The sequence below is a fragment of the Leptospira paudalimensis genome (assembly GCF_026151345.1).
Taxonomy (GTDB): domain Bacteria; phylum Spirochaetota; class Leptospiria; order Leptospirales; family Leptospiraceae; genus Leptospira_A; species Leptospira_A paudalimensis.
This window is the reverse complement of record NZ_JAMQPR010000001.1, coordinates 2003313-2028578: the sequence shown is the minus strand read 5'-3', so window position 1 is coordinate 2028578 and position 25266 is coordinate 2003313. Positions and strand designations below refer to the sequence as shown.

Here is a 25266-nt window from a genome sequence, read left to right as displayed (position 1 = left end):
GCCAGGAAGGCAAACGCCGAGCGGAGCCGTGCCTCGGAGTATAGCAAACACAGGGAGTGTTTGCAGCGAAAGAGATCAAGTCCCGAAACAAAATCGCTTCTGAACAATATTGCCATCGATAGCTAATTAAGGAATTCTATTTAAATATAATATCTTAAAATACAATCACCAAGTTCTGAAGATAAATACACTTGAAAAGATTTCATTCTCCATTCTCATTAAAAACTAATCATTGTTAAGAATCTTGTTCCTAGCTTAAAACAACATCAAAACAGATATCAGCTTTTCCATGAACCAAAACTAATGAAACAATTGAATTTTTTTTGTATTCACTGGTTTGTTAGGTGAAAAATGATACTCAATCATGTAGGCTGTTGCAGCCGAGGATGGATCTTTGCTTTATGCGTTTGTATATATTGACATTGCTTATGTTTTTTTTCTTTTCTACTAACTGTGTTCGCAATAGTGAAAAAGAGACTGGGTCTTCTAGCAAAGCCTGTTCTGATGCTTGGAAATTGTTTCAGGTTTGTAGGATCATCAATCCAAATGATCTGAGAGCATGTGATTCTCAATGGAATGGGATTGTTTTCTCCTGCGGTATGATGTAAGTTAAAAGATGAACATTCAAAATATGATCATTCGAATTCTAGGGTTTTTTATCTTTTGTTTTTTCTTTCAGGTATGTTCTTCTCGTTATTATCTGACGATCATTTCGCCAGGTGTAACTTCAGAATACCGAATCAAATCTATTAGTGGAATTCGGATGTTAGAAGCATCTTATTATGGAACTTGGCATTATGCACAGACTGCCTTTTATATCGAACCAGACAATTTGGATGCTCTTCTGTCTGACCCAAACAATTTCATTTTGAATCATAAAGTATTGTTTGATTCAGTTTCTAAGGATAAAACATTAGTTAGAATTCTCTTTGAATATTGTTATGATCATTCAAAACAAATTCCTATCGATCATGATAAAGACTTATACCAATTTGAATGGAATGGTATTGAGCCAAAATCTAAAATCACATATTTATACCCTTATTCATATTATAAAAAAGGAAAACGAATTCGGCAAAAATTGCCGTTTTACCAACAGGAGAGGTATCCAAAAAACGAGTGGAAACAAACAACAGGGTATGACCAGTATTATTGTGTGCGTAGTTTACTCGAGTTTGATGGTTTTTTACAAAAGAAAGGGATCAATGAATTGAAGGTGATAACACCCAGAGAACAACTTTTGTTTTATGAATATGAGCACAATGGAAAATTTATACATGACTCGGAAGAGGAAATCAATTAAATGATGAAATGTGTTTCGAAGAAAATGAATCAAAAGCAGTTAGTGGTTCTTTTTCTCCTTCTGATCGTGAATGGAGGATTATACTCTCAAAATAAAATTAGAGAAAAATCTTATTTTGAAGGTGCCTATTCGGAAGTTGTTGCATACCCACAATTTAGTCCTTACAAAATTAGTAATAATTACACAAATACAGAAAATAATATCAACAATCGATCCAATGTCATAGGGAATTTGACAAATCATTATGGAACTCATGAACAAAAGGTGGCAAGTTGGATCGCATTTGAAAATGCTCCTAAACCTAAACTTGATGGTCAAAATGTTTCTCTATTTTATGAATCTGTTTTTAAATCAGGGATTGGTCTTGGTATCAGCATCAATAGTTCTAATTTTCAGGCAAAAGATATTCGACAAGATAAATCGAATGCCATCTTTAATTTAGGGTTACTGACACGAGAACTTCCCAATTTTCCAAGTTATGACATGAATCATTTGATAACGTATGAAATTCTATTACCATACCAAACCTATAATGATAATAGTTTTTTACATATGCGTTATCTTTCTTTTCAGTTGGGATACCATTTTTTAGAAAATTCCACATTTGATCCATATGTCCGTGTAGGATTTGGTTTGGGTAGAGAAAGATTTACTGATTCTTATTTGGTCCAATCAAATTTAACTCTAGGTTCCAGAATATTGTTACATGATAATTTTTATTTGATGGTAGAAGCCATAGGCAATCAATATGATTCCCATAAAAAGACACCAAGCCCAACAATCGAGAGTCTTTTTAGAGAAAAATTGGATCACATTTGGTCTTTGAGGGAATATTCGGCAAAGTTTGGAGTCGGTATCTCTTATTAACTTTTAGGTTCCTTTTTTTTAAAAATCGTTCCTAAAAAAATCTTTCCTAATTCGTAATTTACTTTTTGTTAGTGGTAAGTTGGCCTTTTTATGATGACTAAGAGATTTTTATTTTTATCGATTCTTTTCCTTACTGGATTGTGTTTTCAGCTTCATTCAGCTAGGCTTTTTTCCATTCCTAGTGCAAACCAATCAAATTTAGAGTGTCGTCTGAAATCTGGTTATTACTTGGAAACGATTCCTTTAGAGAATGGAGAGTTAAATATCCATGTCGAAATCACAAATGAATTTGCAACCTTTCATCGAATCATCGATAAATTCTATGTGAAAAATAAAATCAACTGGTTGAAAGATTGTGAATTTGAACTCGTCACGTTAGAAATTACAGATCCTATTTTATTGGATTCAGATTTTATTGGAAACAAAACGTACTATAAAGTGAAACAAATCAATGAAAACAAATACCAATATGTGGAAGTGAATAAACAAAATGTATTATCTTTGGATTACCAAGGAGTTTATTTCCCACATGCAGTCGTGGAGTGAGATGGCAATGGTTGCACCTCGACTAAGGGTGGTGAAGTGGTGATTTTTCAATTATCTTTTTTTGGATGAGCTAATTATTAAGTTATAATTTCGTTGACAGATTTTGTTTCTTTCGATTTTAAATGTAATATTTATTATGCGAAAACTAACAAGATCATGTCGAACCTTTTTTATTTCTCAGTATTTAGTCATTTCCCTATGCTATTCATGTTCAACAGAAAATGTTCAATCTAACTTAGGATTGGTGTTACTTTTCTTGGGTATAGGAAGTCCATCTGGCCAAACAAACCAATTGATACCTGGGAAACCTTTCGATTTAGATGGAAATGGAAAGAATGATGGTATAGTTCTAGATTCTGATGGAAACGGTGTTCCTGATGGAATTGATACTAATGGCAATGGCTCAGCAGATATTTTACTGTTAGACACAAATGGTGATGGGATCCCCGATGCGATTGATACGAATGGTGACGGAGTTCCTAACTATTTTATCAATCCAAACGGTAATCCAAGTTTAACCACTGGTTCCAATGGGAGTGGTTCACAAGTGACTTTGGTGGATTCAAATAACGATGGTAAACCAGATGGATTTGATACGGATGGAGATGGAACCATCAACGATGGAATTTTATCTGCCATTCAAAATGATTTAACACAACCCAGTATTGCTGCCAATTTGCCAGATGGAAATTTCGGTGGAGCTCAGTCTGTGACAATCACCTGTTCAGACTTAGTTGGAACTTCGCAAATTATATATACTCTCAATAATACAACGCCTTCATTTTCGCCAATTAATGGAACAATAGTTCCACCCCCGCAAGTAACAATCACTGTCGGTGGTAATGGTGATGGAATTTATGTTTTACGATATATCTGTAAGGATTTAGCCGGAAATACTTCTCCACAAACTTCATCTACTTATACCATTGATACAAATATTCCTAATATTACAATTGGATCCCAAAGTACACAGTATATTTCCAATCTTGGAAGTGCGATTAATAGTGCCAATATCGTATGGCAAAGCAATCGCAACGGAAGTTATGTGGTTTTAGAAGGAGGTACCGATTGTAATAATGGAACACCTGCATCTGGAACCAATGTAAATGGTTCTGTTACAGGGGGAGCCAATACGACAACCACTTTGACCGCTTCAGGATCATTTTCTGGACAAGCGGCAAAAACATTTCGGATTTGTGTTACGGATAATATTAGCACATTAAAGGGATATTCAACCTTTACTTTGACAAGAGACGACACTCCTCCGACGGTTAGTGCGAGTCCTGGTGCAGGCTCTTATGGAGTTGCTACTTCAGTATCACTTACCTGTTCTGACACAGGCGGTGCATCGTGTGATAAAATTGTATATGCATTGAGTATAGGTTCTGCACCAACAAATCCAGCAATGACTGGTTCGTCAGGAATTGTAACGTCTGGAAATTTGTATACCTCGCCATTGAGTATGACAGATGGTGCAGTAACTTACACAAAATGGATTGCAAGAGACCTTGCCGGCAATGTAAGTAATGTTATTTCAGCTAACTATACAGTGGACACAACGGTTGCAACGATTACAATCAACTCTTTTTCTCCGACAAGCCAATTCATCAATGGAACTGCAACTCAAACGATTGCTTGGCAGTCTTCGATCCAAGGGAATTACCAAATACGAATTGGAGGTACTGATTGTTCAAATGGCACCGTAGCTTCTGGTACAAATATTAGTGGATCTGCTTCTGCGGGAACACCTGTTAGTAGTACAATTGCAAATGCCAGTTTTTCCACAGGTGTAAATACGGTTCGAATTTGTGTAGGTCCCAATTTAGTAGGCAATTATGGATTCTCTACCACAACTATAACCAAAGATAGTTCCCCTCCCACAGTTTCGTCCTCTACTCCGACTGACAATGCGACTGGGTTTGCTCCAAGACCAGGAAGAATCACAGTTGTATTTTCCGAAGCTATGGACACTAGTTTAACACCAACATTAACAACGGAAAATTGGGATGGAGCAAGTTATGTTAACATTCCGAATGCGGGTACAACCTTTACATGGATAAACAATACTACTTTACAAATCAATATGAGTTGGATTTACTTTCCTGAAAATTCCCAAATTCGATGGACACTTGCAACTACTAACTTAAAGGATGTGGCGGGCAATACAATCGCGTCTGCAGTGCAAAGAACTTTTACTACAGGGATGTATACCCAAGCTATCACACCATTGAAAAAAACAGGACAGTCGCTCTGTTACAATGGCAATAATAGTCAAGCTTGTGGTAATGCAAATTGGCCTTCACAAGATGGGGAAATAAGTAACGGAATTACAAGAAGTTATACGGGACCTACTTCCTTTGGAAATGATTACACAACAACTGACATTGTAACTGGATTAGTCTGGAGATCATGTTCCGAAGGGCAGTCAACAAGTATTTGCAGTGGTTCTGCGTCTATTTTTACATTTTACAATGCAGTGAATGCCTGTGTTTATTTAAATTTTTCCAATAGCGGAAGTGGCTATGCTGGGAGAACTAATTGGCGATTACCAACCAGACCTGAGCTTTTGACTTTGATAGAATATGGTGAGTCATATCAATATACTGCTAAGATTAATACCACTTCTTTTCCAGGAAACTTTACAAGTAGCTATTGGACATCTGTCACTATCAGAACGTCTATTGACAGTGCATTTATAGTAAATTTTGCTTCTGCATATATATTGAATAATACGAAGAATAATAATCTACATGTTCGCTGTGTTTCCAACTAGTTTAAAAGGAATAATAAACTTTATGAAAGTATTTGAAATCAATAGTCTGATATTTGTTATGCTTTTTATGACATCACAAATCATCGCAGCACCGTTTTCGGACAATGGAAATGGCACTATTACAGATTTGGCTACGGGGCTGGTATGGCAGAAGTGTAGCTGGGGACAAACAAATTCTGATTGTTCGGGTTCTTCAGCAAGCACCCCAGATTGGCAATTAGCATTGAGTAATTGTCGTAGTTTAACTTTAGCATCACGGACTTGGCGTCTACCCAATGTTATCGAGTTACAAACTATTCTTGACCTTACAAAATCATCTGGTGCTTTGATCGATTCGACTGCATTTCCCGCGACACCCACCGACTTTTTATACTGGAGTTCAACTACCTCGAATTCATTTCAAACAACTGCGGCCTGGTTAGTCTCGTTTATAACTTATGGTTCCGTGTTTGATGATCTTAAAAACCAAGGAGGTTATGTGAGGTGTGTTTCAGGGCCTTAATTACATAATGGAATCAAGTGTCGATGGATGAATTCAAATCAAATCTTAACTAAATCCATCCCATATACAATTTTGTTACCTTCTCAGTAACCATCATCAAACATTTTCCTTCATTTTCACCTTGCAATGGCACTACCGAAAAAAGTACCTGCAGGTGGGATTAGTGTTTGGCTAGTCACTCCACTGGAATTTAGGTTTTGGTTTGTGGGAACTCTACCTCTAATACTATGGAAGGTATACACTCGATTGGTGGTTGTCGGTTCGGAAATCACGATATCCTTCAGTCCATCTGCATTGGTGTCTAGGAACTCTAAACCCATAGAAAAATTACTTACAGACGTATTACCAGAAAAGAGACTATCGGCAGACCCACCAGCACTTAAATCCATATTTCTAAATCCATTGGTTAGATCATTTAACACTAGATAAACGTCTCCGATCCCAGAACTGGCACCAGTGGCCCCAATGAGTAAATCGGGGAGTCCATCACCGTTCGTATCTCCTGATGCCAAGGTTCCACCAAAATTACAACCCCCAGAACAGCTGATTACAGGTGGGCCAAGTAAAGTAGACTTCGGAACCATTACAAATGGATTTAAAGGATCACAGGTTGAATGGTATACATGTACAATTCCCTGGTTGGAATTAAAAGAATAAGCACCAACTGCTAGATCGATACATCGGTCGGAATTAAAATAATCGAGAACAAATGTAGAACCAAATCGACATCCACCCCCTGCTGAACATGCAATGGAAGTGGTTGTCGGAGGGTAAAGAAATTGTTGTGGTTCGTTTGTATAAACTCCTTGTTGGGATACAAAAATAAATAACCTGCCAGTGGAAGAAGCATATTGGTGTTCTCCAACAATTAAGTCATTAAAACCGTCCCCGTTTACATCTCCTAATGCAGCATAATTTCCGAAATTATCTCCTGGTTGCGTCGATTGGTAGGTAAAGATAGAAGAACTCGTGTTTTGTGATACAAATCCATTGAAACCTTGGCTTTTCAAAATAAATAGATTATCGTTCCATGGGGATGCAAAAATTCCATCATCGAATCCATCAAGATTTACATCCATACAGGCAATATTCGTACCAAATCTCCCACCGCCGGCAACTGGATCTAAAATTGCATCAGCAGATCCCCCTGCATTGAGATCAAGAGTGGGAATTCCTTGTTGGCCTTTACTCAAAAATTCATAAACTCGACCTGCAGCACCACTATATGCTTGTGCACCAACTAACACATCCGCATATCCATCTCCATTAAAGTCACCAGAGCCAATATTACTTCCGAAATAGGTTCCACTGGCTTGGCCGTCAGTTATGGAGGTAATTTGTGAAGTTAAAAGTTGTTTTGTTGTTGGATTTGTTCGGTAAATAAAAGCATATCCTTGTGATCCTGAGCCAGGACCAGCCGACACAATCAAATCAGGATACCCATCTCCATTGGTGTCTTTATTTGTGCCTTTTCGAACGAGGATCGTATTAGATTTTTCAAATGGGATTTGTACATAAATGGTGTGCAAACTTCCGTAGGTCCAAAAGCTATTTGTCACCGCTTTGGCTGGTAAAGGAAAACTCCAACTTCCATTAACAACGGGGACTCTTGCCGGTGGAGCATCATCATACCCCACATTCACAAAACTGACATCAGGTGGAGCGGTCCCCACAACAAAGCCAGTCTCCACTATGGAGTTATTTGTCAGATTGGAAATGGTAGCTCTAGATTCTGGCAATAGAAATAAATAAATACCAGGTGAATATTTTTTGAGTAAATTTTTATCAGGGCAAAGGAAGTTGTCCAACTTCATCAGGCATTCAAGAGGAGGGTGGGTTAGAGGATTTGTCCAACAATTGGAGAAAAATAGAAAAAATCCAATGGCAACAATACTACGCTTAATTATGATAAAAAAAATACGGTTTGCCATTATCATTTACAACTAACAATGAGTTGATGTTTTGATTTTGAATGAGGAATGGCAATCAATAATTAGTATTGGACCTAAGAGAATTCAGATTTTTTAGAAAAAAATATCTTTCCTTTTCTTTTTACTTCAGCGACCATACTCCGCATGAGTTTTTTTGAAAGTTTAAAAGCCGTCGCAGCTCAGGCAGTAGAGCTAGTCCAAAACAATCCCCAAGTTGTATCCGGGATCCAAAAGATCATCGAAGAAAACGGTGGGGTATCGGGAATTGTGCAAAAATTTAAGGATAAAGGTTTTGCAGAGGCTGCATCTTCTTGGGTTGGAACGGGTGAAAATGTAAGCATCGGTGCCGACGATGTTTTAAAAGTCTTAGGGAATGACTCTGTGAAGGAACTCGCTAAAAAAGTGGGCCTTGATACTGATGCTACCGCAGGACTTGTTGGAAATTTATTACCGATTGTCATTGATAAATTATCCCCTGATGGAAATGAACCGTCTGGAGACATCACTTCCCAACTTTCCAGTTTGGCATCCTTATTCACCAAGTAGAACAATACAATTGATTTAGAGATTTTCTTTGATTTCTGAGAAACTGCGGTCAGGGTTCATAGTATACGCCCCTTTAAAAGGATGTGGAGGATTTCCTCCCCATTCCATAGGGGATAGAAGGGAAAAGTAATCTCCTTCTTCTTTCGAATATAGATAAATCACCTGACCTGGTTTTTTTTCAAATTGGCATTTTGCCTTATGAAGTTCGATATCCTTTTCTGCATGTTTGAGGATGAGTTCTGCTTCTTCTTTTAGAGCACGAATTTGTTTAGCGATGACTTCCAACTTTCCATGAACATGGAGTTTGACAGATTCTTCCGCCAGTTCAATTTCTTTCGCACGATCAACCAAACTAATTGCGGGTGCTAATCGACTTGTTCCATAGGTGAGGCTGTGGTGGGGGATCGTGGATTCTTCCATATTATCCTTTAGACAAATCCCATGATCTATCCATAGAATTTATTTTTTGAATGGAGCTATCCGTTGGAAAAAGAAATGGCCTCCCCATGAGTGACGGGAAAGCCAAGTTGCCAAGGATAGACGATTTGTGTTTTTATGATAATGGTTGGTATTGGATGACCATTGCCTTTGCTTTGATTTCTTTTGGCATATTTGTTTTGGATAACGTTTTTAACAAAGAATCCTTATCCTTGGATTTTCCAAGTTGTACCACAAAAAATCCATTTTTCACAACAATGAAGGATTTTGATTTGAGTTTTCCTTGGTTATCTGCTTGGAGTTGGGACAAAAATGTTTCTGCTGATTTACGGTTTGTAAACGCAGCTAATTGAATGGTTAAATACTTTCCATCGTTACTCTTTACCGATTTTGGTAAGTTGGAAGAAACATGATTCGGTTTTTCTTTCCCTTTCGAAACATGTGAAATGTTTTTTAACTTCTCTTCTTTTGCCACAGTAACATTTCTTTGTTCTTTTGATTTCGTCAAATCAACAACTTGTTGTTTCCTTTCTTCCTCTTCATCCTTAGCTGTTGAAGTTTCCATGTAGTAAGGATGGTTCCCAATATCAGCCATTGGAATTTCTTGTGAAGAAACAGATTCTTTTGGTTTTGTGCCTTGGACTAAAGAAGAAGCAACTTGTGTTCCTTGCGGATTCAAATTTTGAGTCCCTTCTCCTTTTTTTGCCAATGAATCTGGCGAAGGAAGATTTGCATCCGTTGTCTCTGGGTTTGCATTTGTTAGAGACGGTTTTATGGAAGTATGTGATTCTTCTGTTTTCCCTTTCCCTACCGAGACTCCCAAAAAGAAAATCGAAAAGAATAAAGCAAATAAAAAGAGCGATAAGACTCCAATCCTTTGTTTGTCTAAATTGATAACGTAAAAAACTCTCTCTTTCATTTTTGAATCCTTTTTTGAATTTCTTTATAGATAATTACGATTTGTTCTTTTAAGCCTTCTCTATCAGTATCGTTCGTTACGACAAAATCAGAGAGAGACTTTTTTTCCTCAATGTCCATCTGGGATGAGGTTCTTCTTTCAAAATCAGTTTTTTCCATCCCGCCTCGTTGTTTCACTCGTTCCCAGTTTTGTTCTTTAGGAAGGTAAACTGTCACTGTGAAATCACAAATGGTATGAGCATCAGTCTCAAATAGGAGTGGAACTTCCCAGGCGACAATACTCCCTTCTTTTTGGGATTGGAAAAATTGAAGGAATGATTTTCTGACCAAAGGATGGAGGAGTTCGTTCAGTGACTTTAACTTTGATTCGTTGCTAAAAGCAAGTTCGGCAATTTTAGTACGGTTGATCGTACCACCTTCCATTTCAATAGAAGGTCCAAAAATAGAGATTAATTCTGATTTGACTGGGCTATTTGGTTCTGTGAATGTACGGGCAATCGCATCAGAACTGATCGTCACTGCACCTAATTCTCCAAAGATGGAAAGTGCAGTGGATTTCCCTGATCCTATTGATCCAGTGATCCCAATTAATGTTTTGTTGGAAGCGAGTGCCACGGGTTTATAACATAAAAAACCCGTGAAAGTACAAGTATTTTTTTATCTAGTTTTAGAAAAAAAATACTTAAGTTTTATTCGGTTAGTTTTTGTTGATTGTACCGTTTAAAATCCAGTCTTGTACGAGTTTGGCGGACAATTGTGGGTCTTCAATCATCGGAGCATGGCCCATATTTTCAAGGAGAACGGTTTCCAATTTTGATTTTAGTTTTTTCTTTAGCACATCCATAACCGAATAATGGATTACCTTGTCTTCTTTTCCCCAAATGGTAAGGCAAGGTGCTTGGATTTTATCAAGTTGTGACTCTAAGAAATAACCTTCTTTTCTAATTTGTTTGAGAATTTGTCCATTCCACTCACGGTTGGCGACAGACTTTTCAGCAAAGTAGGACTTAAGGAAAGAAGGTAAGTAAGGTGGTTTTACAAATGTAAATTTGAGAAGTCGGTCAAAATCTTCTGTGTCTTTGACAAGCAGCGGGCTTTCCGCACCAGAGAGTTCAATTCTTTGCATTTCACTTGGTACGGGGCTTTTGATCCCTGCATTATCAAACAAGATGAGTGACTTCACCAGTTTCGGATACTTTGCTGCAAAAATTCCTGAAATCCCACCACCCATTGAATTACCGGCGATATGAAATTCTGTAAGGCCAAGTTTTTCTGTGAATTGTTGCAGACGCACTGCTTGTGCTTCTTGGGTGTAAGAGATGGAATCAGGTTTACTTGATTCGCCAAAACCAGGTAAATCAGGTGCGATGACACGTATGTTTTTGGGTAAGTGTCTTGAAAACCTTGTCCAATGGTCTTTATCACCACCAAAGCCGTGTACGACGAGAAGGGTTTCTCCATTCCCTGATTTTTCTGTATACTTCCAGACCAAATCATCAACTACTATCGACTTTGTTTCTAAGTCAGACCTGAATCTTTCGACACTAATGCCTGTTTTGTGGAGTCCTGAGGCACATCCTAGGATGTAGAAAAGTGCCAGTACAATGGTAAGTTTGAGTGTTTGGTTTGGTTTCATTTTGATCCTTACAAAAAATTCAAAGGTTCGTTGACAGAGGGCTATGAAAAAATACTTTGGTCGTAACCGAGGCCCTGTAGCTCAGTCGGTAGAGCAGAGGACTGAAAATCCTCGTGTCGGCAGTTCGATTCTGTCCGGGGCCAAGGTTACCTATTTTCCTACCTTTCTTTCTTCTCCCATCGACCAAAGACCTAAAAATTCGTTTTCTTCTACTTTTTTACAAAGTTCAGGTTTATATAGTTTTTTGACCGGAGGTTTCGGGTAGATATGGATTTCGTCATTATCGGGAATGAAGGTTAACATTCTTAAAATGGTATCTTGGCCTTCAATTTCATACATGGTATAAGACATACCTTTGGAAGGAATGATTTGGGAAGTTTCCAAATACTTTCGCGCTTGTTCAGACATATTCCTAAAGTTGATTTTGGTTTCGTTTACGAGCAACTAAAAAGTTTTTTTTCGATTTCCATTTTTCTGAAAACGATTTGCAAAGAGGATCAGTTTCTCTCGGATTTTAGATGATTGTCCAACGGAAACATTCAGTCTGAAAAAATGATTCCAATGTTTGGACAGTCCAAATAAAGATCCAGGTGCAATTGCCATTCCTATTTTTTTTGCTTCTAATAATAATTTATCTCCATCTAACGCGGATTCGATCCAAAGAACGAATCCACCATCTGGTTTAGTGATTTTGAGGCTTCCATCACTATGAGTGATGAGTAAATCCATAGTTTCTTTACTTAACTTTTTATATTCAGATCTTAAAAATTTCAAATGCCTTTCGTAAGTTTGTCTTTTTAAAAATTCAAGAACACAAAGTTGAGTTGGATGGTTTTCAGCAATTTTGAATGCTCGTGCAATTTTGGAAACCGAATGGATTCCATTTTTTGTCACAACCCATCCCATCCGAAGGCCTGGAGAAAGTGTTTTCGAAAATGAAGAACATAAAAATGATTTTGGACCATTGTTTGTATGAGGGAAAAAACTTACCAATGGTTTTGGTCTTGTTCCTTCAAAGTACAAATCACCGTAAATATCATCTTCAACAAGATGAATTCCATATTGGAATGATAAATTTGCTAATCTTTGTTTCGTTTCATCACTGAATAAAATTCCATTTGGGTTATTAAAATTGGAAGCAAACAAAAATACTTTTGGTTTGTGGCGTTTAACGAGTTTTTCAAATTCCGTGATACTGATCCCTTCCTTACTACGGTAGGGAATTTCGACTACTTTCAGTTTAAGAGTTTCTAATATTTGGAATAAGCCAACATAAATGGGAGAAGGGACAATGACGGTATCACCTGGTTCTGTTACAGCTAAAAGAGAATAGGTGATTGCTTCTGTACAACCAGCTGTGATTTGGATTTGGTTTGAATTCACTCTGTAACCGAACATAGATGTACGTTTTGCTAACCATTCTCTCAGGTGAGGATTCCCTTGTAGGTCACCATATCTAAAAATTTCTTTGTATAAGAGTGCTTTTTTAAATGCATTGTTTAATTCATGGATTGGTAAATAGATCTCCGATGGAATTGCGGCTCCAAAAGAGATGAGTTTAGGATCCATCACTGTATTCATGATTTGTTGGATTCTATCATCTGCTTCCACGGTATCATAAAATTCATTTTGTGGCCCAAGGATGAGTGAACTTATGTTTTTTTGAACATAGTATCCTGATTTGTTTTGTACATAAATATAACCTTCTTCTTCCAGAATTCGATAGGCTTCTTTTGCAGTAGAAAGACTACAGGACTTTATGGATTGGATTTCTCTTAGAGATGGTATTTTCTCATTTTCTGAATAAAATCCTGATCGAATTTCATATTTTATATCAATGGCGAGTTGTTCGTATTTTGTTTTTACCATCTGTATACCTATAGTTACTTTAATCTGTATATGGACAGATGTTTCAGTATCTGATAAATTATTGATATGGAAACGAATCTTGCAAACCAATTTTTAGCAAAAAGGACAAATGGGATTCGATCTTCTGTTATCCGAGAAATACTAAAAATCACAGTTCAAGATTCCGATTTTTTGTCATTTGCGGGTGGACTTCCCAATCCGAGTTTATTGGACCAAAAGGTGTTATTAACGGCAACGGAAGAGACAATTCGAAATTATAGTCGAGTTGCGTTTCAGTATGGAGATTCCGCAGGTTACGAAGCACTGAGAAAAAGGATCCAAACAGAGTTTTTGGATGTTCCCGTTCATACCAATTCTATCTTCATTACCCATGGTTCACAACAAGGTTTGGACTTACTTGGAAAACTGTTTCTGGATGAAAATACAAATCTTCTTTTAGAAGACCCAGTGTATTTAGGTGCTTTACAAGCTTTTTCACCTTACAGTCCTAATATGATTCCATTACCCATGGAGTCCGATGGACCAAATCTTTTGGAACTGGAAAAAATCCTTTCGATGCAAAAGATCCATTGTTTTTATACAAACCCAAGTTACCAAAACCCATCAACGATTACTTGGTCATTGGAAAAAAGAAAGGTAGTCGCATCATTATTGGATCGTTATGGAGTCATTTTATTTGAAGATGAAGCCTATAAGTATTTGGATTTTAAGGGAGTAGTTTATCCTTCGATTTCTTCTTTTCGGGAAAGATTGGACCTAACATTTTTTTTGGGTAGTTTTTCAAAAATCATTTCACCAGGATTTCGATTGGGTTGGGTTGTGGTTCCAGAGTTGTACCAAAAAATTTTCACCAATGCCAAACAAGGGAATGATTTAAACACCAATCAATTTTCCCAAGTTGTGATGGACATTCTCCTTTCTCATTTGGATTGGAAAGAACACCTCTCTAAAATCCAATCGTATTATGCGAAACAAAAAGAACATTTGGTAAAACTTCTGCAATTCCACCTTCCAGAAGTTAGGTTCGTGGAACCAAAAGGTGGCATGTTCCTTTGGACTGAATACCCAAATGTCACAGAAGGGGATATGATGGAAGGGATCATGGAAAAAAAAGTGGTGATGGTACCTGGAAATGAATTTAGATTGTTTGGTTCAGAATCTGCCTTCTTTCGTATGAATTATAGTTTTTTGCCGATTCAGGAAATGGAAGAGGGTGTAAAGCGGATCGTTTCTGTTTATCGCGACATAATTACGTAACAAACGTATAGTAAAAATTGTTTGACAGATACTACTTATATGTTTACTTATTAAATATGAAGCCTGCTGTCACCAAAGCTTTACACCCAAAGTTTTCTGTTCTCAGTTTGGAGGAAAAATTGGAAATCCTCAAAGATGATCCTAACTTTAGGATGATTGTGGAACAGATCTACCAAAACTATAAGGAAAACAGGTCTACAGTGATTCTTTGATTTGCTTCACATTCCCTTACCTATTTCTATGGAAGGAAAGCAGGTAATTATGAATTTAGATCTCACTCCACAAGAAACAAAACAACTTTTAGATGCACTCACTGTATTTGAATGGGTGAGTAATGCTCCCCATGAAGAATGTGATCCAAGTGTGGATGGATTCCTTCAATCCTTACTCGGAAAACTTTCCAAAACAATGGAAAATAGTCCAATTGTTTCTGAAAACGGAATGTTTACGATCGCAGAAGAATATTTCCAAGAAGTATTTGAATCTTATATAGAGCCATATAACGATGATGTGTTTTGGACTGAGCTCACAACAGAACTTGCCCAAAGAGATTTGGAACTTTCTATGTCAGAAAAAGAATTGGAAGCTTTATCTCCAGAAACCTATGAAACCAAGGTTGCAAAAGAAGCAGAAAAATATGATTCTGAATTCGAAAAGAATGGTGTGGATCGTTTGTTCTTAAAAAAATAAAATCCTACAAATGAAAAAAATGAGAATTTAAAACTTAATTTGAGTTTTGATTCGTTTCATTTTTTTCCCATTCAATGAGTACCATTGTCTGGTCATCTTCTTGTTCTTTCTTACCTTGGAATAAGAACAATTGGATGACTAGTTCCGCGAGAACTCTTTCTGATTCTTTGTTTTGAAAATCAGAAAGAATCTTTTGGATTCGATCCATTCCAAACTCTTCTCTGGCCTCATTTTTTTGTTCCAACATCCCATCAGTAAAAAGTAAAATACGGTCCCCTTCCAAAATTTGGAATTGTTTTTGGGTGTAAGGTTGGTCTTTCTTTAATCCAATGATATTCCCAGTTCTGTTTAGAATGATTTGGTTTCCAACAGATTGGAAAATTTGATTTGGGTGACCTGCTGAAGAATAATATACCGTTTTCGTTTTGGTATCAATGTCCAATAAAAATCCAGAGAACACGATCTTCAGACCTGAGAATTTATTTTGGATCTTTTGGTTGAGATGGTTCATTAGATCATCGGTTTTGGTGATGAATCTTTTGATGGCTTCATATTCCGATTTGATGGCCATTGTGTAAAGGGCCGCCTGGATTCCATGACCAGTTGCATCTGCTACAAAAAAACGAACGGTACCATTATCCAATTCAAAGATATCATAAAAATCTCCACCCACTTCGTCTTGCGGTTGGAAGTAGAGATGGATTTTTAAAGGATCAAACTTGATTCCATCGGAAGGAAGAATCTTCTGTTGGATTTTTTTTGCAAGTAGTAGATCTTTTTTGATCCGATTCAATGAAAAATTCAATTGGTAGGTTCGTTCAGAAACAATTTGTTCCAGATTCTCTGTTACAGCTAACAAAGACTCGTTGCTGATTTTTAAACTTTCTGCCAATTCTTCTGCACGTACAAATGCATTTGCAATCCTACTCGAGAGGATAAGTGATTGGATAAAGATAAAACACAATAAAGCATAAGGAGTGAGACCAATCCCTCGACTGTTTAAACTATGTTTTAGAATATCAAAAGAAACTGAAAATGCTAAGATGAGTAGGCCAATCAAAAATAGTTTTGAATTCGGTCGACTATTGATGACTGCTTTTAAATTAATATGAATGACATACCCGATGATTACAAACGCAAGTATTTGAAAACCATAGAGTAAAATGGTAAACACTGAAATTGGCAAAAACAATGTAAGTGAAAATAGGCAACTAACAATGATTGCACGACGAACATGTTTTGCTTTTGATTCTTCTGGAAATAAAGAATGGATGAACAATAAAAACGTTGGAACAGCAAAATAATAAGAGGCAAACTCAATCCGAAATGCAGTAGGCCAATGGAATTTTGGGAAAAGTTCCAAAACATACCTTTCACCTGTGAAGGCAAGGCGTATTCCAAGTAGTACACAAAAGATCGCAAAGTAAAAAATGGATTTTTCTTTTCGTTTATAAAAGAAAAGCCCAAAATGATACAAACCGATGAGTGAAAGGGCCCCGAGTAAAAATAATTCCCTCGCATTAGAAAACATCTTTTCACGATCTAATGCGTATTTGTTTCCTATAATGGGAACCCCCCAAAACCCACCAAAATTGTTTTCATAATTGGCAATATGGAACACGAGTTCGATCACTTCATCGTCAGGAATAAGAGTATAATACTTTGATTTGATCCTCGGAGTATCATCAAATTGATTGATCCCTGGTTTCCCTTGTCCTCCGATGAGAACTCCATTGGCAAAAAATCGATAAGAGGAGGCAATGTCAGGAATATAGATTCTAAGTTCTTGGCCTACAGTTTGTTTGTTTATATGGATAAACGCGCGTAAGGTGACTTTACCAGTTCTTGGTAATTCAATTCCTCCATATTCTTCATTTTGCCAAGAGTTGGGAATGGCAAGGTAACCTGTGAGTTCTTTTTTCCCATGAAAAGGAGGGTAGTGGAATTCCCCAAAGTACAACTCCCATTCCCCTTCTAAATTGATAGCGGTGTCTTCTTTAAAAGTGATTTCTGTTAAATCTAATACACCTTGTCGGAAGTGTAAATTTCGATCGAAGTCTGGGTTTTGGCACTGGCAAAAACATAAGACTATGGAGGCATACACCAATCCCAGAAAACTCTTTCGCATGTTCTTTAGTTTCTTTCTATCTATGGAATGGAAAGAACTAATTTCGTCCAGTATATCCTATTACATCCATAAAAGCAGAAACAGAAAAAACAGCCTTTCCTGGTCCAGGTTCGCCATACCCTGGAGGGGTTGGTAAACCATAAGATTCAAATGTTCCTTTCCATGCTCGTAACAGTTCACAAAAATACACAAGTGGAGGGCCTGCTTGTTGGCCAAGAGTTGTGTATGGTTCAGGGCACCATGCTGTAAATCTAGGCACAATTCCTTTCGACATAAAAAAGTCTAACCCTTGTTTTGTGGATGTGATGGCTTCTTTTACTGTTTTGAATCCCCAGGGTTCAGAAAGTTCAACTCCACCTACAAAGTTAGGAATTACATTTTCGGGTCCAAATACTTCTGCTGAATCCACAACCCTTCGGATCCAATTTTCATACCCAATCCAACTTGCTTTGCCAGGGCATATTTTTTCAAATAGTGCCTTGTCCCATACTTCATAATTTGGGTGGTAAATTTGAATTCCGGCATCTTTGAATTTTTGACAATCTTCCTTTTCAAAGGCTTGTGCTACTAGTTTTCCCATCCATCGTTTCGGAAACTTTGCTTCGATGGCTTCTGGGTATTGTAAGTAAAAATCCACTTCTGATTTTTTCTTAAGATTGGTGAGGACGGAACCACCTGTGATTGTGTATACTTTTGCAATTTCGTCTTCTGCATCTACCCAAGATAACACTTCTAAAATATCTTCTACATCCTTGACTCCCGTATAAGGACGACCCGCTCCTTTTTGTTGGCGGTAGTTATGGTTGATGTCACAATATGCACATTCTTCGTCTTTTCCAAAGTACTGGCAGTTACGAAAGACTGTTAAGTACAGAAGGTAACCCCATTCGATGACGGGTGCGATTTCACCAGGAAGTTTTCCCGATTTTGTTTTGTGTCTGTACCAAGAAGGAATGGGTGGGTATTCTGCTATACCAATTTCTGTTTCCTCTAAAAACAGAGTTGGTTTTCCCTCTTTTAATTTCATTTTGTATGGGGAATTTGGGTTATTTCGTGTGGAGATGACGGTTTTCAAAAGTCCAAAATGCCCACCACTGATTTTGATTTCTTCTGGGGCTTTCGTATCTGCTCCATCTTTTAAGTCCGCTAGCGGAATATGATCGAAGGAAAAGATAAAGTAATCCTTAGATTTATAAGGGTCTTTGACTTGGAAGGCCTCTGGGAAAAAATGAATCCCTTGTCTTAAGATGTCTTGTTTGACAATGGCTTCCATAGGTAAGTCTTTATACGTTCTTTCCATTTCTTCTAATAAAGAGAGGGAGGAGGCAGGTCTTTGGTGCAATGTAGAGGTTTCAGCCATATTTGGAGTTTTTTTCTTCCTTTCTCTTAGACAAAGCGATTTTCCCAGAGAACGAGCGAAAAACCCCCGAAAAACGTAGGATCCGAACGAAAATACTGAATATTCGTTTACAAATCCGATCGCTAAATTATTTTTTTTCCGAACTAATGAAATTTTTTTCATTCTAGAAAAAAATACAAAAAAACTGGGAATTTTAGCTAGCTCAGTTTGTTGATTAGAGAGTAACGAAAGTACAATTTCACTAAGGGACAGGACGATATGAAAGCATCGAAACTAACCATCATGGGACTTGCGCTTCTTTTCACTGGGCTTACAGTTTGTAAGAAACCAGAAGCAGAAGTATCAGAAGCACCTAAAAAACCTGCAGACTTATCTGCGGTAGTCGTATTTGCGGTAGGAGATTCTAAAATCCAACACGCAGACCAAACGGAAGAAAAAGCACAACTTGGTGCCCTTCTGAAAACAGGGGATAATGTAGTCACAGGCGACAATGGAAAAGTAGACATCCAATTTGCAGATGGCTCGAGCATTCGTATCTCTCCAAAGTCCGCGATTGACTTTGCAAAACTTTCTCAAGACAACGCTGGAACAACAGACACTCAAATTGCTCTTGTTTCCGGAAAAGTATTCGCGAAAGTTAACAAAGCTAAGAAAGAAGACAACTTTACTGTCGTAACACCAACTGCAATTGCGGGTGTGCGAGGAACTTCTTTCATCGTAGAATCTGCTGAAGGAAAACCAGCGAAAGTGAAAGTGGTTGAAGGTGCAGTAGCATTTGCTCCACGTGTTCCAGCGTTAGAAAAACTTTCTGAAGAAGAGATTTCAAAAAACACTGAACTAAAAAAACTACAAGAGTCTATTGCAAAGGCTGAAGTGATCTTGGAAAAAGACCAAGCTTCTACTCAATCAGCAAAATCTGCAGAACTTGCAAAGTCAGCTGACATTCAATCTTTGGATTTATCAAAAGCATTCAAAACTGCTGAGAAAGAAAAACTCGTAGTGGAAAGTGCAAAACTTACTAAAAACGAAGAACAAGAAATCAAAACGATCGTGACTGTTGACAAACAGACAGCTCAAGAGATTGTCAAACTTAGTGAATCAGCTCAAACTGAGAAACTCGATGAATTGAAAAAACAAGAAATCGACACTAAAAAACAAGCGATCGAAAAAGAAGTAGCGAAACGACAAGAAGAAGAGAAGAAAAAATTCGAAGAATCTTTAGCTAGCCAACCAAAAGATTTCAAATCTAAAAAAGACATCGTAAACTACTACGAAAGAATCGAAAAAATCGTGTTAGTCGATGGAAAAACAGTGATTGGTGCAATCATCAACCAAGAAAATGGTCAATTGATTGTTCACACTGAAAATGGTGTTAAGAAAATTGATATGGACAATGTAGAAGAAGTCATTTACGACCTTCAACAAAAATCCAAATTCTAAAACAACCACACCCTTACGTAGAAAAGAAGCCTGGAGGGAATTCCCTTCGGGCTTTTTTTATGTACTCGAGTTTTTGTATTCGTTCCAAAGGATCCGAATTGCATTGATGAGAGGGCTCACCTCGATGAGAAGTAAATTGTTTTGGTATTTCACAAGGAGTGTGTTTTGCCCAAATCGGTCCATTTCACCCCATTCTACTTGTAATTCTGGATGGTGGGTAAGTGCTTTTTGGATGAGGACCTTCACTTCAAAATCAGAAAGAGTTTCATCGATCTCTCCTAAATCCTTTAGGATGGACAAAAAGAAAGTTTTTGCGAGTTCTCTTTGAAATTCCGCTGATTCCTCTGCGTTCATATCTACTCTTTCGGTAGATTCAGAGAATCCTCAGTAAAATATTCGTCTGCATGGTAAGAGGAGCGGACGAGCGGTCCAGATGCGACCGTCTTAAATCCAATTTTGTAAGCAGTTTCTTTCCACATTTGGAATGTTTCAGGGGGAATGAAACTTTGGACTGGGTAATGAGTTGGGCCCGGTTGTAAGTATTGCCCAATGGTCAACATTCGTACTCCATGATCGTACAAATCCTGTAAACATTGGTTCACATCTTCTTCTGTTTCCCCAAGTCCAAGGATCAGTCCACTTTTTGTGAGGAATCCATGTTTTGCAATATGTGCTAAAACTTCGAGGGACCTTCGGTAATTTTTTTGGGGAGTGATGGTGGGAAAAAGTCGTTCCACAGTTTCAATGTTATGGTTGATGATATTGGGTTTTGCAGCATACAGAATTTGTAAGGATTCTTCTTTGGCCTTAAAATCAGGGATGAGAACTTCGATCGAACATTCTGGTTGGTAGGTTTTGATTTTTGTGATGGTTTCTGCGAAGTGGTTTGCCCCACCATCTTTTAAATCATCTCGGTTGACTGCCGTGAGAACAACATGTTTAAGTCCCAGTGCTTCGACAGACCTTGCGACTTTTTCTGGTTCATCAATGTCTAGGGATTTTGGTTTTCCAAAGGCCACATCGCAGTATTGGCAGCGTCTTGTGCAAATATCTCCTGCCAACATATAGGTAGCTGTCTTTCGGTTCCAACAATGGTTGAGGTTTGGGCAACTTGCCGACTCACAAACAGTGTGTAATTGTTTGGTTTCCACTTCCGCCCGAACTTTTGACAAGGCATCTGACTCTTTTGGGAAACTCACTCGCACCTTCATCCAATCCGGGAGAGGTTGGGTGGGGTTCAAATGTTTTGAGCGAGGTTTCTTTTTTAGTGGATTCATACCTTCTTTAGACTTTTTGAAATGAGGCCACTTTGTAAAATGGAAAAACATGAGGATCAATGCATTTCTTGCCAAATTAGGTTTAGGTTCCCGACGGAAAGTGGAAGAATTAGTCCTCTCGGGCCGGGTCAAAATCAATGGAAGTACGATCACCGATTTGTCCTTTCAGGTGAATGAGGAAGATACAATCCTATTCGATGGAAAACCGGTCGGAAAAGAGGAAGGATTTGACTCTAGACCAAAAATCATAGCGTTTAATAAACCAGCTGGGTTTCTCACCTCCCATGAAGACAAACACCATGAGAACACCATTTTCACCTTATTACCCGAATCGTTCCAAAAATACAATTATGCCGGTCGTTTGGATTTAGATTCAAGGGGACTTATCCTTTTGTCAATCGATGGGAATTTTATCCAAAAAGTAACACATCCCAAAAACAAAATCGATAAAGAATACATCATTAGTTTAAAACAGCCTGTGAGTTGGAAAAAAATTGCCGAAGAATTTATGTTAGGTGTTAGAGAAGGGGGAGAAACCCTACGTGCCCTTTCTGTAAAACCAGCCAATGTGGTTCCTGAAAAAACCCAACCTGGGTTTACAAGTTACCTTAGCATTGTCTTAAAAGAAGGGAAAAAAAGACAAATTCGCAGGATGTGTAAAACAAAGGATTTAGTTGTTCTTGATTTGTATCGAATTCGGATTGGTAAATTGGATCTTCGCAATTTTCATTTGGAAGAAGGAAAATACAAAGTGGTCACGGAAGGACAAGTTCTAGGGAATCCAAGTTCTTAATTTGGTTGAAGAATCCACTCGACTCATAAAATGGTGAGGTTAGGGGATTTGTTTTTTTGAAATCAAAACCATTTTTATTTTATCCAGTTGTTCTCTTTTTATTTATCTTTGTCATAGATAAAATTTTTTTATTACCCGTCTTTCATGATGAATTTTTGCAAGCAGGGAATTCGGTTTTTTACTTTCAGAGAAAGGTATTAAAAGATCGTTTGCTCAAAGATCCAGATTTGAAGGAAAAAAAACTGACTTTGGTTTTTGGAGACTCTCGTTCCTATCCTTTTTCAGAAATTGGAATCCCTGAACCCTATAAAAAAAATTGGACACTCTATAATTTCAGTAGCCCACAAGGAATTCCAATGAATTCCTATATTCAGTTCCAAGAAATATTGGAATCCGGTGTCACTCCTGATTTTCTCATTCTTTCCTTAAGTCCAGAGGCATTCGATGATTCCAAAGGATTTATTCTATCTCCATTTTTACGAATGGGATGTGATTCCAATTGCATTGAGACTGTTTGGGAAGATGTCCCATTCAAAGAAAAATGGGATTACCTTTTAGATCGAGTATTTGCCATCCGAAGTATTGAATTCAATTTATCTCTTTTTACGTCCAGGCTCAAACAGGGAAAACTAAAAGAATACAAATCTTCACACAACAAAGAATTCCAACTCATCAATTATACGAAGGGTGAATATTTGATGTATGGTGTACAATCCAATCCAATTGAAAAAATTAAAAATGATACAATTCGAATCGGGAATTTGTACATGAGATCCTATTCCATTGGGTCATCCCAATTTCCGTATGTAGAAAAAATATTAAAAATCACAAAAGAGAAAAAAATCAAAACCTTGGTATTGTGGCCAAAAGTTTTTCCAGAGTATTATTCTTATTATGAAAAATTTCATATAAAAGAAGTTTGGTGGGATAAAGTTGAAACATTGGCAAAACAATATGATGCAAAAACACTCAATTGGAATACGCCAAATACTTGTGATTTGTTTAATGATGCATCTCACCAATCTGCATTTTGTTTTGTAGACCAGATGAAAGAAATTTGGATCAATACCGCTGAAAAGTAGATTTAAGAATATTCCTTACAAAATTAAGGCGCCACTTCTTGCAAAACGGAACAAATTATCCTATCGATTTGCGATCTGGAGTTTTTTAAGTAGTACGATTTCCATTTGGTCGATTTTAATCATCACCAATCTTTCTGGTCATACCCTTCTCATAGGATCCTTTGGTGCCACTTCGGTATTGTTATTTGCTGTCCCTGATGCACCTTTATCACAACCAAGAAATTTGATTGGTGGTCATCTTTTATCAGCAATGATTGCTGTTTTACTTGTGTATCTGTTTGGGACCAATTTTTTCACAATTGGTTTATCGGTAGGGTTATCGATTCTTGTGATGTACCTGACTCATACCTTACACCCACCAGGAGGGGCCACAGCACTCATAGGTGTGATTGGAGGAGTAGGAGTGGATTTTATTTTTTTCCCAGTTATGGTAGGGGTGTTTGTGCTGTTAGTAAATGCTCTTGTTGTGAACAATTTAGTGCACCACCGGAAGTATCCGGTGGTTTGGTTTTAGATTACCAATTTAGTTTTTTTGAGTCTTCCACAAATTTAGCAAGACCACTATCTGTTAGTGGGTGTTTGAATAACATTTCAAATACAGAGTATGGTAAAGTCACACAATCAGCTCCACGTAACGCAACTTCTTTGAAATGAATCGGATGGCGAACCGATGCAGCAAGGATTTGTGTTTCGATTCCATAATTATCATAGATTTCACGGATCTCAGAAATCAGATCGAGTCCATCATAACCAACATCATCCAATCGGCCAACGAATGGAGAAATAAAACTTGCTCCTGCTTTTGCTGCAAGTAACGCTTGGTTTGCTGTAAAACAAAGTGTAACGTTTGTTTGGATCCCTTTTTCTGCAAACGCATTGACTGCTTTGATCCCTTCAGGGATTAAAGGCACTTTTACGACTACGTTTTCAGCAATTTTAGAAAGTTCTAAACCTTCTTTGATCATTGTAGGGGCATCAGTTGCAAGAACTTCAGCACTCACAGGTCCTTTTACAAAACTACAGATTTCTTTGATGACTTCTGTGAATTTGCGGCCTGATTTTGCAATGATGGATGGGTTAGTGGTGATACCGTCAAGTAAGCCTAATTCATGGACTTTTTTGATTTCGTCAATGTTGGCTGTGTCTAAAAATAAATTCATTTTGCCTCGTCTGCTCGGAACTTTAGATCCGAGCCTCAGAGGGACAGGGTAACTACGGGATTAAATCCCGCAAGGTTTTTGTTTCTTGTACACTGAAGAAATCTACGTAATCTTTTGCGATGATGTCTCGGATATTGGCTGAAAAGTAATCAATGCGTCGTGTATAAGGGATTTTTTTGTAACCTTCACGCCAAACGACAGCAAATCCTCCCCTTGGAGGGTTTTCCCGGCGTTCCACCAGTTCCCAAATCGCTGCTCCTGAAACTTTGTCATCCCCTATGGATTCCTTTCTTGGTTTTCCATATTTTTTCTCAAGTTTCTCTTTGATTTTGTCAGTAGGGACCAAATTGAAAGTCACTCCTACAGAAAATAGAATTCCGTTTTCTCGGAACTCGGTTTGGCCATCAATCGTTGGATCCGTTTCTGGTTGTCCTTCCCTTTTGGGACGGACTTCTTTTAAGAGTTCTGGGGTTTTATAAAAACGATAGAGGTAAAGGATTCCATTCCGGCGGATGAGCAAACTGACATCTTTTTTTTCATTTAAGATTTCAATTTTCTCTTTGGATTCTGAGTTTGTCGCCATGGAAAGGAATTTCTCGCGGATGGATTCGAAGGTCATCCCCCATGAGGCTTCCGCAAATCCATCCAAGGTATTTGGTATTTCTGTTTGCGAAAATAGATAACCAGGAAAACAAAATAGGAGGACTAGCAGATATTTCTTCATAACATTTCTATCGGCCATTCTCTTAA

The 25266-nt window shown here is 37.7% G+C and carries 26 protein-coding genes and 1 tRNA gene; 14 read left to right on the top strand and 13 right to left on the bottom strand.

Annotation, left to right across the window (positions count from 1 at the left end):
* Nucleotides 1–631 precede the first annotated feature (631 nt).
* From ND855_RS09485 to ND855_RS09465, 5 genes are all read left to right on the top strand, one after another.
* On the top strand, nucleotides 632–1303 hold the full coding sequence (locus tag ND855_RS09485; protein ID WP_265358142.1) for a hypothetical protein: 672 nt from the start codon (nucleotides 632–634) through the stop codon (nucleotides 1301–1303).
* A gap of 24 nt (nucleotides 1304–1327) precedes the next feature.
* Nucleotides 1328–2170, top strand: coding sequence for a porin family protein (locus tag ND855_RS09480; RefSeq protein ID WP_265358141.1), 843 nt, complete (start codon nucleotides 1328–1330; stop codon nucleotides 2168–2170).
* 90 nt (nucleotides 2171–2260) lie between these two features.
* Nucleotides 2261–2716: a hypothetical protein gene (locus ND855_RS09475; RefSeq protein ID WP_265358140.1), complete on the top strand. Its 456-nt coding sequence runs from the start codon at nucleotides 2261–2263 to the stop codon at nucleotides 2714–2716.
* Nucleotides 2717–2972: 256 nt separating this feature from the next.
* Nucleotides 2973–5489: an Lcl C-terminal domain-containing protein gene (locus ND855_RS09470; protein WP_265358139.1), complete on the top strand. Its 2517-nt coding sequence runs from the start codon at nucleotides 2973–2975 to the stop codon at nucleotides 5487–5489.
* Nucleotides 5490–5511: 22 nt separating this feature from the next.
* Complete coding sequence (locus ND855_RS09465; protein WP_265358138.1) at nucleotides 5512–5991, top strand: Lcl C-terminal domain-containing protein; 480 nt, start codon at nucleotides 5512–5514, stop codon at nucleotides 5989–5991.
* Between the two features lie 116 nt (nucleotides 5992–6107).
* Here the strand turns inward: ND855_RS09465 and ND855_RS09460 are convergent, their stop codons facing one another.
* On the bottom strand, nucleotides 6108–7805 hold the full coding sequence (locus ND855_RS09460; RefSeq protein WP_265358137.1) for an FG-GAP repeat protein: 1698 nt from the start codon (nucleotides 7803–7805) through the stop codon (nucleotides 6108–6110).
* Between the two features lie 261 nt (nucleotides 7806–8066).
* Between ND855_RS09460 and ND855_RS09455 the strand changes: the two genes are divergently transcribed.
* Nucleotides 8067–8468, top strand: a complete 402-nt coding sequence (locus ND855_RS09455) for a YidB family protein (protein ID WP_265358136.1) — start codon at nucleotides 8067–8069, stop codon at nucleotides 8466–8468.
* A gap of 15 nt (nucleotides 8469–8483) precedes the next feature.
* Here ND855_RS09455 and ND855_RS09450 read toward each other — a convergent pair whose 3' ends face one another.
* The 4 genes from ND855_RS09450 to ND855_RS09435 form a co-directional block, all read right to left on the bottom strand.
* The gene (locus ND855_RS09450; RefSeq protein WP_265358135.1) at nucleotides 8484–8888 is read right to left on the bottom strand and encodes a DUF2452 domain-containing protein; all 405 of its coding nucleotides are present in this window, start codon (nucleotides 8886–8888) and stop codon (nucleotides 8484–8486) included.
* A 133-nt stretch (nucleotides 8889–9021) separates the two neighbouring features.
* Nucleotides 9022–9825 (bottom strand): SPOR domain-containing protein, encoded by an 804-nt coding sequence (locus ND855_RS09445; RefSeq protein ID WP_265358134.1) that lies wholly within the window; start codon nucleotides 9823–9825, stop codon nucleotides 9022–9024.
* A complete protein-coding gene (coaE, locus tag ND855_RS09440; RefSeq protein WP_265358133.1) occupies nucleotides 9822–10439 on the bottom strand; it encodes a dephospho-CoA kinase in 618 nt (205 codons plus the stop codon). The genes ND855_RS09445 and coaE overlap by 4 nt, the downstream gene beginning before the upstream one ends.
* Before the next feature lie 82 nt (nucleotides 10440–10521).
* The gene (locus ND855_RS09435) at nucleotides 10522–11460 is read right to left on the bottom strand and encodes an alpha/beta fold hydrolase (protein WP_265358132.1); all 939 of its coding nucleotides are present in this window, start codon (nucleotides 11458–11460) and stop codon (nucleotides 10522–10524) included.
* A gap of 70 nt (nucleotides 11461–11530) precedes the next feature.
* On the opposite strand from ND855_RS09435, the gene ND855_RS09430 reads away from it, so the two are divergent.
* A tRNA-Phe gene (locus ND855_RS09430) sits at nucleotides 11531–11603 on the top strand.
* Between the two features lie 7 nt (nucleotides 11604–11610).
* Here ND855_RS09430 and ND855_RS09425 read toward each other — a convergent pair.
* Nucleotides 11611–11868: a hypothetical protein gene (locus ND855_RS09425; RefSeq protein WP_100716785.1), complete on the bottom strand. Its 258-nt coding sequence runs from the start codon at nucleotides 11866–11868 to the stop codon at nucleotides 11611–11613.
* Between the two features lie 36 nt (nucleotides 11869–11904).
* Nucleotides 11905–13329 carry an aminotransferase-like domain-containing protein gene (locus ND855_RS09420; protein WP_265358131.1) on the bottom strand — a complete coding sequence of 475 codons (1425 nt, stop codon included), beginning with the start codon at nucleotides 13327–13329 and terminating at the stop codon, nucleotides 11905–11907.
* Nucleotides 13330–13395: 66 nt separating this feature from the next.
* Here ND855_RS09420 and ND855_RS09415 point away from each other — a divergent pair, with 66 nt between their 5' ends.
* Genes ND855_RS09415 through ND855_RS09405 form a run of 3 tightly spaced genes read left to right on the top strand, consistent with a single transcriptional unit; the run spans nucleotide 13396 to nucleotide 15276 of the window.
* Entirely contained in the window at nucleotides 13396–14586 is a 1191-nt protein-coding gene (locus ND855_RS09415) for an aminotransferase-like domain-containing protein (RefSeq protein WP_265358130.1), read from the top strand.
* 56 nt (nucleotides 14587–14642) lie between these two features.
* Nucleotides 14643–14798, top strand: coding sequence for a hypothetical protein (locus ND855_RS09410; protein ID WP_165784069.1), 156 nt, complete (start codon nucleotides 14643–14645; stop codon nucleotides 14796–14798).
* 49 nt (nucleotides 14799–14847) lie between these two features.
* Complete coding sequence (locus tag ND855_RS09405; protein ID WP_265358129.1) at nucleotides 14848–15276, top strand: hypothetical protein; 429 nt, start codon at nucleotides 14848–14850, stop codon at nucleotides 15274–15276.
* 34 nt (nucleotides 15277–15310) lie between these two features.
* Here ND855_RS09405 and ND855_RS09400 read toward each other — a convergent pair whose 3' ends face one another.
* Nucleotides 15311–17404, bottom strand: a complete 2094-nt coding sequence (locus tag ND855_RS09400; protein WP_265358128.1) for a PP2C family protein-serine/threonine phosphatase — start codon at nucleotides 17402–17404, stop codon at nucleotides 15311–15313.
* Nucleotides 17405–17441: 37 nt separating this feature from the next.
* Nucleotides 17442–18764 carry a radical SAM protein gene (locus ND855_RS09395; RefSeq protein WP_265358127.1) on the bottom strand — a complete coding sequence of 441 codons (1323 nt, stop codon included), beginning with the start codon at nucleotides 18762–18764 and terminating at the stop codon, nucleotides 17442–17444.
* Between the two features lie 258 nt (nucleotides 18765–19022).
* Between ND855_RS09395 and ND855_RS09390 the strand changes: the two genes are divergently transcribed.
* Nucleotides 19023–20204, top strand: a complete 1182-nt coding sequence (locus ND855_RS09390) for a lipoprotein LipL45 (protein ID WP_265358126.1) — start codon at nucleotides 19023–19025, stop codon at nucleotides 20202–20204.
* A 57-nt stretch (nucleotides 20205–20261) separates the two neighbouring features.
* On the opposite strand, the gene ND855_RS09385 is transcribed toward ND855_RS09390, so the two are convergent.
* Nucleotides 20262–20558 carry a hypothetical protein gene (locus ND855_RS09385; protein ID WP_265358125.1) on the bottom strand — a complete coding sequence of 99 codons (297 nt, stop codon included), beginning with the start codon at nucleotides 20556–20558 and terminating at the stop codon, nucleotides 20262–20264.
* 2 nt (nucleotides 20559–20560) lie between these two features.
* Nucleotides 20561–21481 carry a lipoyl synthase gene (gene lipA / locus ND855_RS09380; RefSeq protein ID WP_265358124.1) on the bottom strand — a complete coding sequence of 307 codons (921 nt, stop codon included), beginning with the start codon at nucleotides 21479–21481 and terminating at the stop codon, nucleotides 20561–20563.
* A 49-nt stretch (nucleotides 21482–21530) separates the two neighbouring features.
* On the opposite strand from lipA, the gene ND855_RS09375 reads away from it, so the two are divergent.
* From ND855_RS09375 to ND855_RS09365, 3 genes are read left to right on the top strand one after another with little or no spacing between them, the layout of a single operon-like run.
* Nucleotides 21531–22274: a pseudouridine synthase gene (locus ND855_RS09375; RefSeq protein ID WP_265358123.1), complete on the top strand. Its 744-nt coding sequence runs from the start codon at nucleotides 21531–21533 to the stop codon at nucleotides 22272–22274.
* Nucleotides 22275–22330: 56 nt separating this feature from the next.
* On the top strand, nucleotides 22331–23356 hold the full coding sequence (locus tag ND855_RS09370; RefSeq protein ID WP_265358122.1) for a DUF1574 domain-containing protein: 1026 nt from the start codon (nucleotides 22331–22333) through the stop codon (nucleotides 23354–23356).
* On the top strand, nucleotides 23340–23870 hold the full coding sequence (locus tag ND855_RS09365) for an HPP family protein (protein WP_456152068.1): 531 nt from the start codon (nucleotides 23340–23342) through the stop codon (nucleotides 23868–23870). The genes ND855_RS09370 and ND855_RS09365 overlap by 17 nt, the downstream gene beginning before the upstream one ends.
* Nucleotide 23871: 1 nt before the next feature.
* Here the strand turns inward: ND855_RS09365 and fsa are convergent, their stop codons facing one another.
* Nucleotides 23872–24516 (bottom strand): fructose-6-phosphate aldolase, encoded by a 645-nt coding sequence (gene fsa / locus ND855_RS09360; protein ID WP_015675796.1) that lies wholly within the window; start codon nucleotides 24514–24516, stop codon nucleotides 23872–23874.
* Between the two features lie 52 nt (nucleotides 24517–24568).
* On the bottom strand, nucleotides 24569–25240 hold the full coding sequence (locus ND855_RS09355) for a hypothetical protein (RefSeq protein ID WP_265358121.1): 672 nt from the start codon (nucleotides 25238–25240) through the stop codon (nucleotides 24569–24571).
* Nucleotides 25241–25266: the final 26 nt, after the last annotated feature.

Bases quoted from the DNA above. Each gene is read 5' to 3' on its own strand.
- ND855_RS09485 (WP_265358142.1), top strand. From the start codon at position 632: ATGATCATTCGAATTCTAGGGTTTTTTATCTTTTGTTTTTTCTTTCAG.
- ND855_RS09415 (WP_265358130.1), top strand. From the start codon at position 13,396: ATGGAAACGAATCTTGCAAACCAATTTTTAGCAAAAAGGACAAATGGG.
- lipA (WP_265358124.1), bottom strand. From the start codon at position 21,481: ATGAATCCACTAAAAAAGAAACCTCGCTCAAAACATTTGAACCCCACC.
- ND855_RS09455 (WP_265358136.1), top strand. From the start codon at position 8,067: ATGAGTTTTTTTGAAAGTTTAAAAGCCGTCGCAGCTCAGGCAGTAGAG.
- ND855_RS09460 (WP_265358137.1), bottom strand. From the start codon at position 7,805: ATGAAGTTGGACAACTTCCTTTGCCCTGATAAAAATTTACTCAAAAAA.
- ND855_RS09385 (WP_265358125.1), bottom strand. From the start codon at position 20,558: ATGAACGCAGAGGAATCAGCGGAATTTCAAAGAGAACTCGCAAAAACT.
- ND855_RS09435 (WP_265358132.1), bottom strand. From the start codon at position 11,460: ATGAAACCAAACCAAACACTCAAACTTACCATTGTACTGGCACTTTTC.
- ND855_RS09480 (WP_265358141.1), top strand. From the start codon at position 1,328: ATGAATCAAAAGCAGTTAGTGGTTCTTTTTCTCCTTCTGATCGTGAAT.
- ND855_RS09390 (WP_265358126.1), top strand. From the start codon at position 19,023: ATGAAAGCATCGAAACTAACCATCATGGGACTTGCGCTTCTTTTCACT.
- ND855_RS09400 (WP_265358128.1), bottom strand. From the start codon at position 17,404: ATGCGAAAGAGTTTTCTGGGATTGGTGTATGCCTCCATAGTCTTATGT.
- ND855_RS09410 (WP_165784069.1), top strand. From the start codon at position 14,643: ATGAAGCCTGCTGTCACCAAAGCTTTACACCCAAAGTTTTCTGTTCTC.
- ND855_RS09395 (WP_265358127.1), bottom strand. From the start codon at position 18,764: ATGGCTGAAACCTCTACATTGCACCAAAGACCTGCCTCCTCCCTCTCT.
- ND855_RS09375 (WP_265358123.1), top strand. From the start codon at position 21,531: ATGAGGATCAATGCATTTCTTGCCAAATTAGGTTTAGGTTCCCGACGG.
- ND855_RS09465 (WP_265358138.1), top strand. From the start codon at position 5,512: ATGAAAGTATTTGAAATCAATAGTCTGATATTTGTTATGCTTTTTATG.
- fsa (WP_015675796.1), bottom strand. From the start codon at position 24,516: ATGAATTTATTTTTAGACACAGCCAACATTGACGAAATCAAAAAAGTC.
- ND855_RS09475 (WP_265358140.1), top strand. From the start codon at position 2,261: ATGATGACTAAGAGATTTTTATTTTTATCGATTCTTTTCCTTACTGGA.
- ND855_RS09425 (WP_100716785.1), bottom strand. From the start codon at position 11,868: ATGTCTGAACAAGCGCGAAAGTATTTGGAAACTTCCCAAATCATTCCT.
- ND855_RS09405 (WP_265358129.1), top strand. From the start codon at position 14,848: ATGAATTTAGATCTCACTCCACAAGAAACAAAACAACTTTTAGATGCA.
- ND855_RS09445 (WP_265358134.1), bottom strand. From the start codon at position 9,825: ATGAAAGAGAGAGTTTTTTACGTTATCAATTTAGACAAACAAAGGATT.
- ND855_RS09420 (WP_265358131.1), bottom strand. From the start codon at position 13,329: ATGGTAAAAACAAAATACGAACAACTCGCCATTGATATAAAATATGAA.
- ND855_RS09450 (WP_265358135.1), bottom strand. From the start codon at position 8,888: ATGGAAGAATCCACGATCCCCCACCACAGCCTCACCTATGGAACAAGT.
- ND855_RS09355 (WP_265358121.1), bottom strand. From the start codon at position 25,240: ATGAAGAAATATCTGCTAGTCCTCCTATTTTGTTTTCCTGGTTATCTA.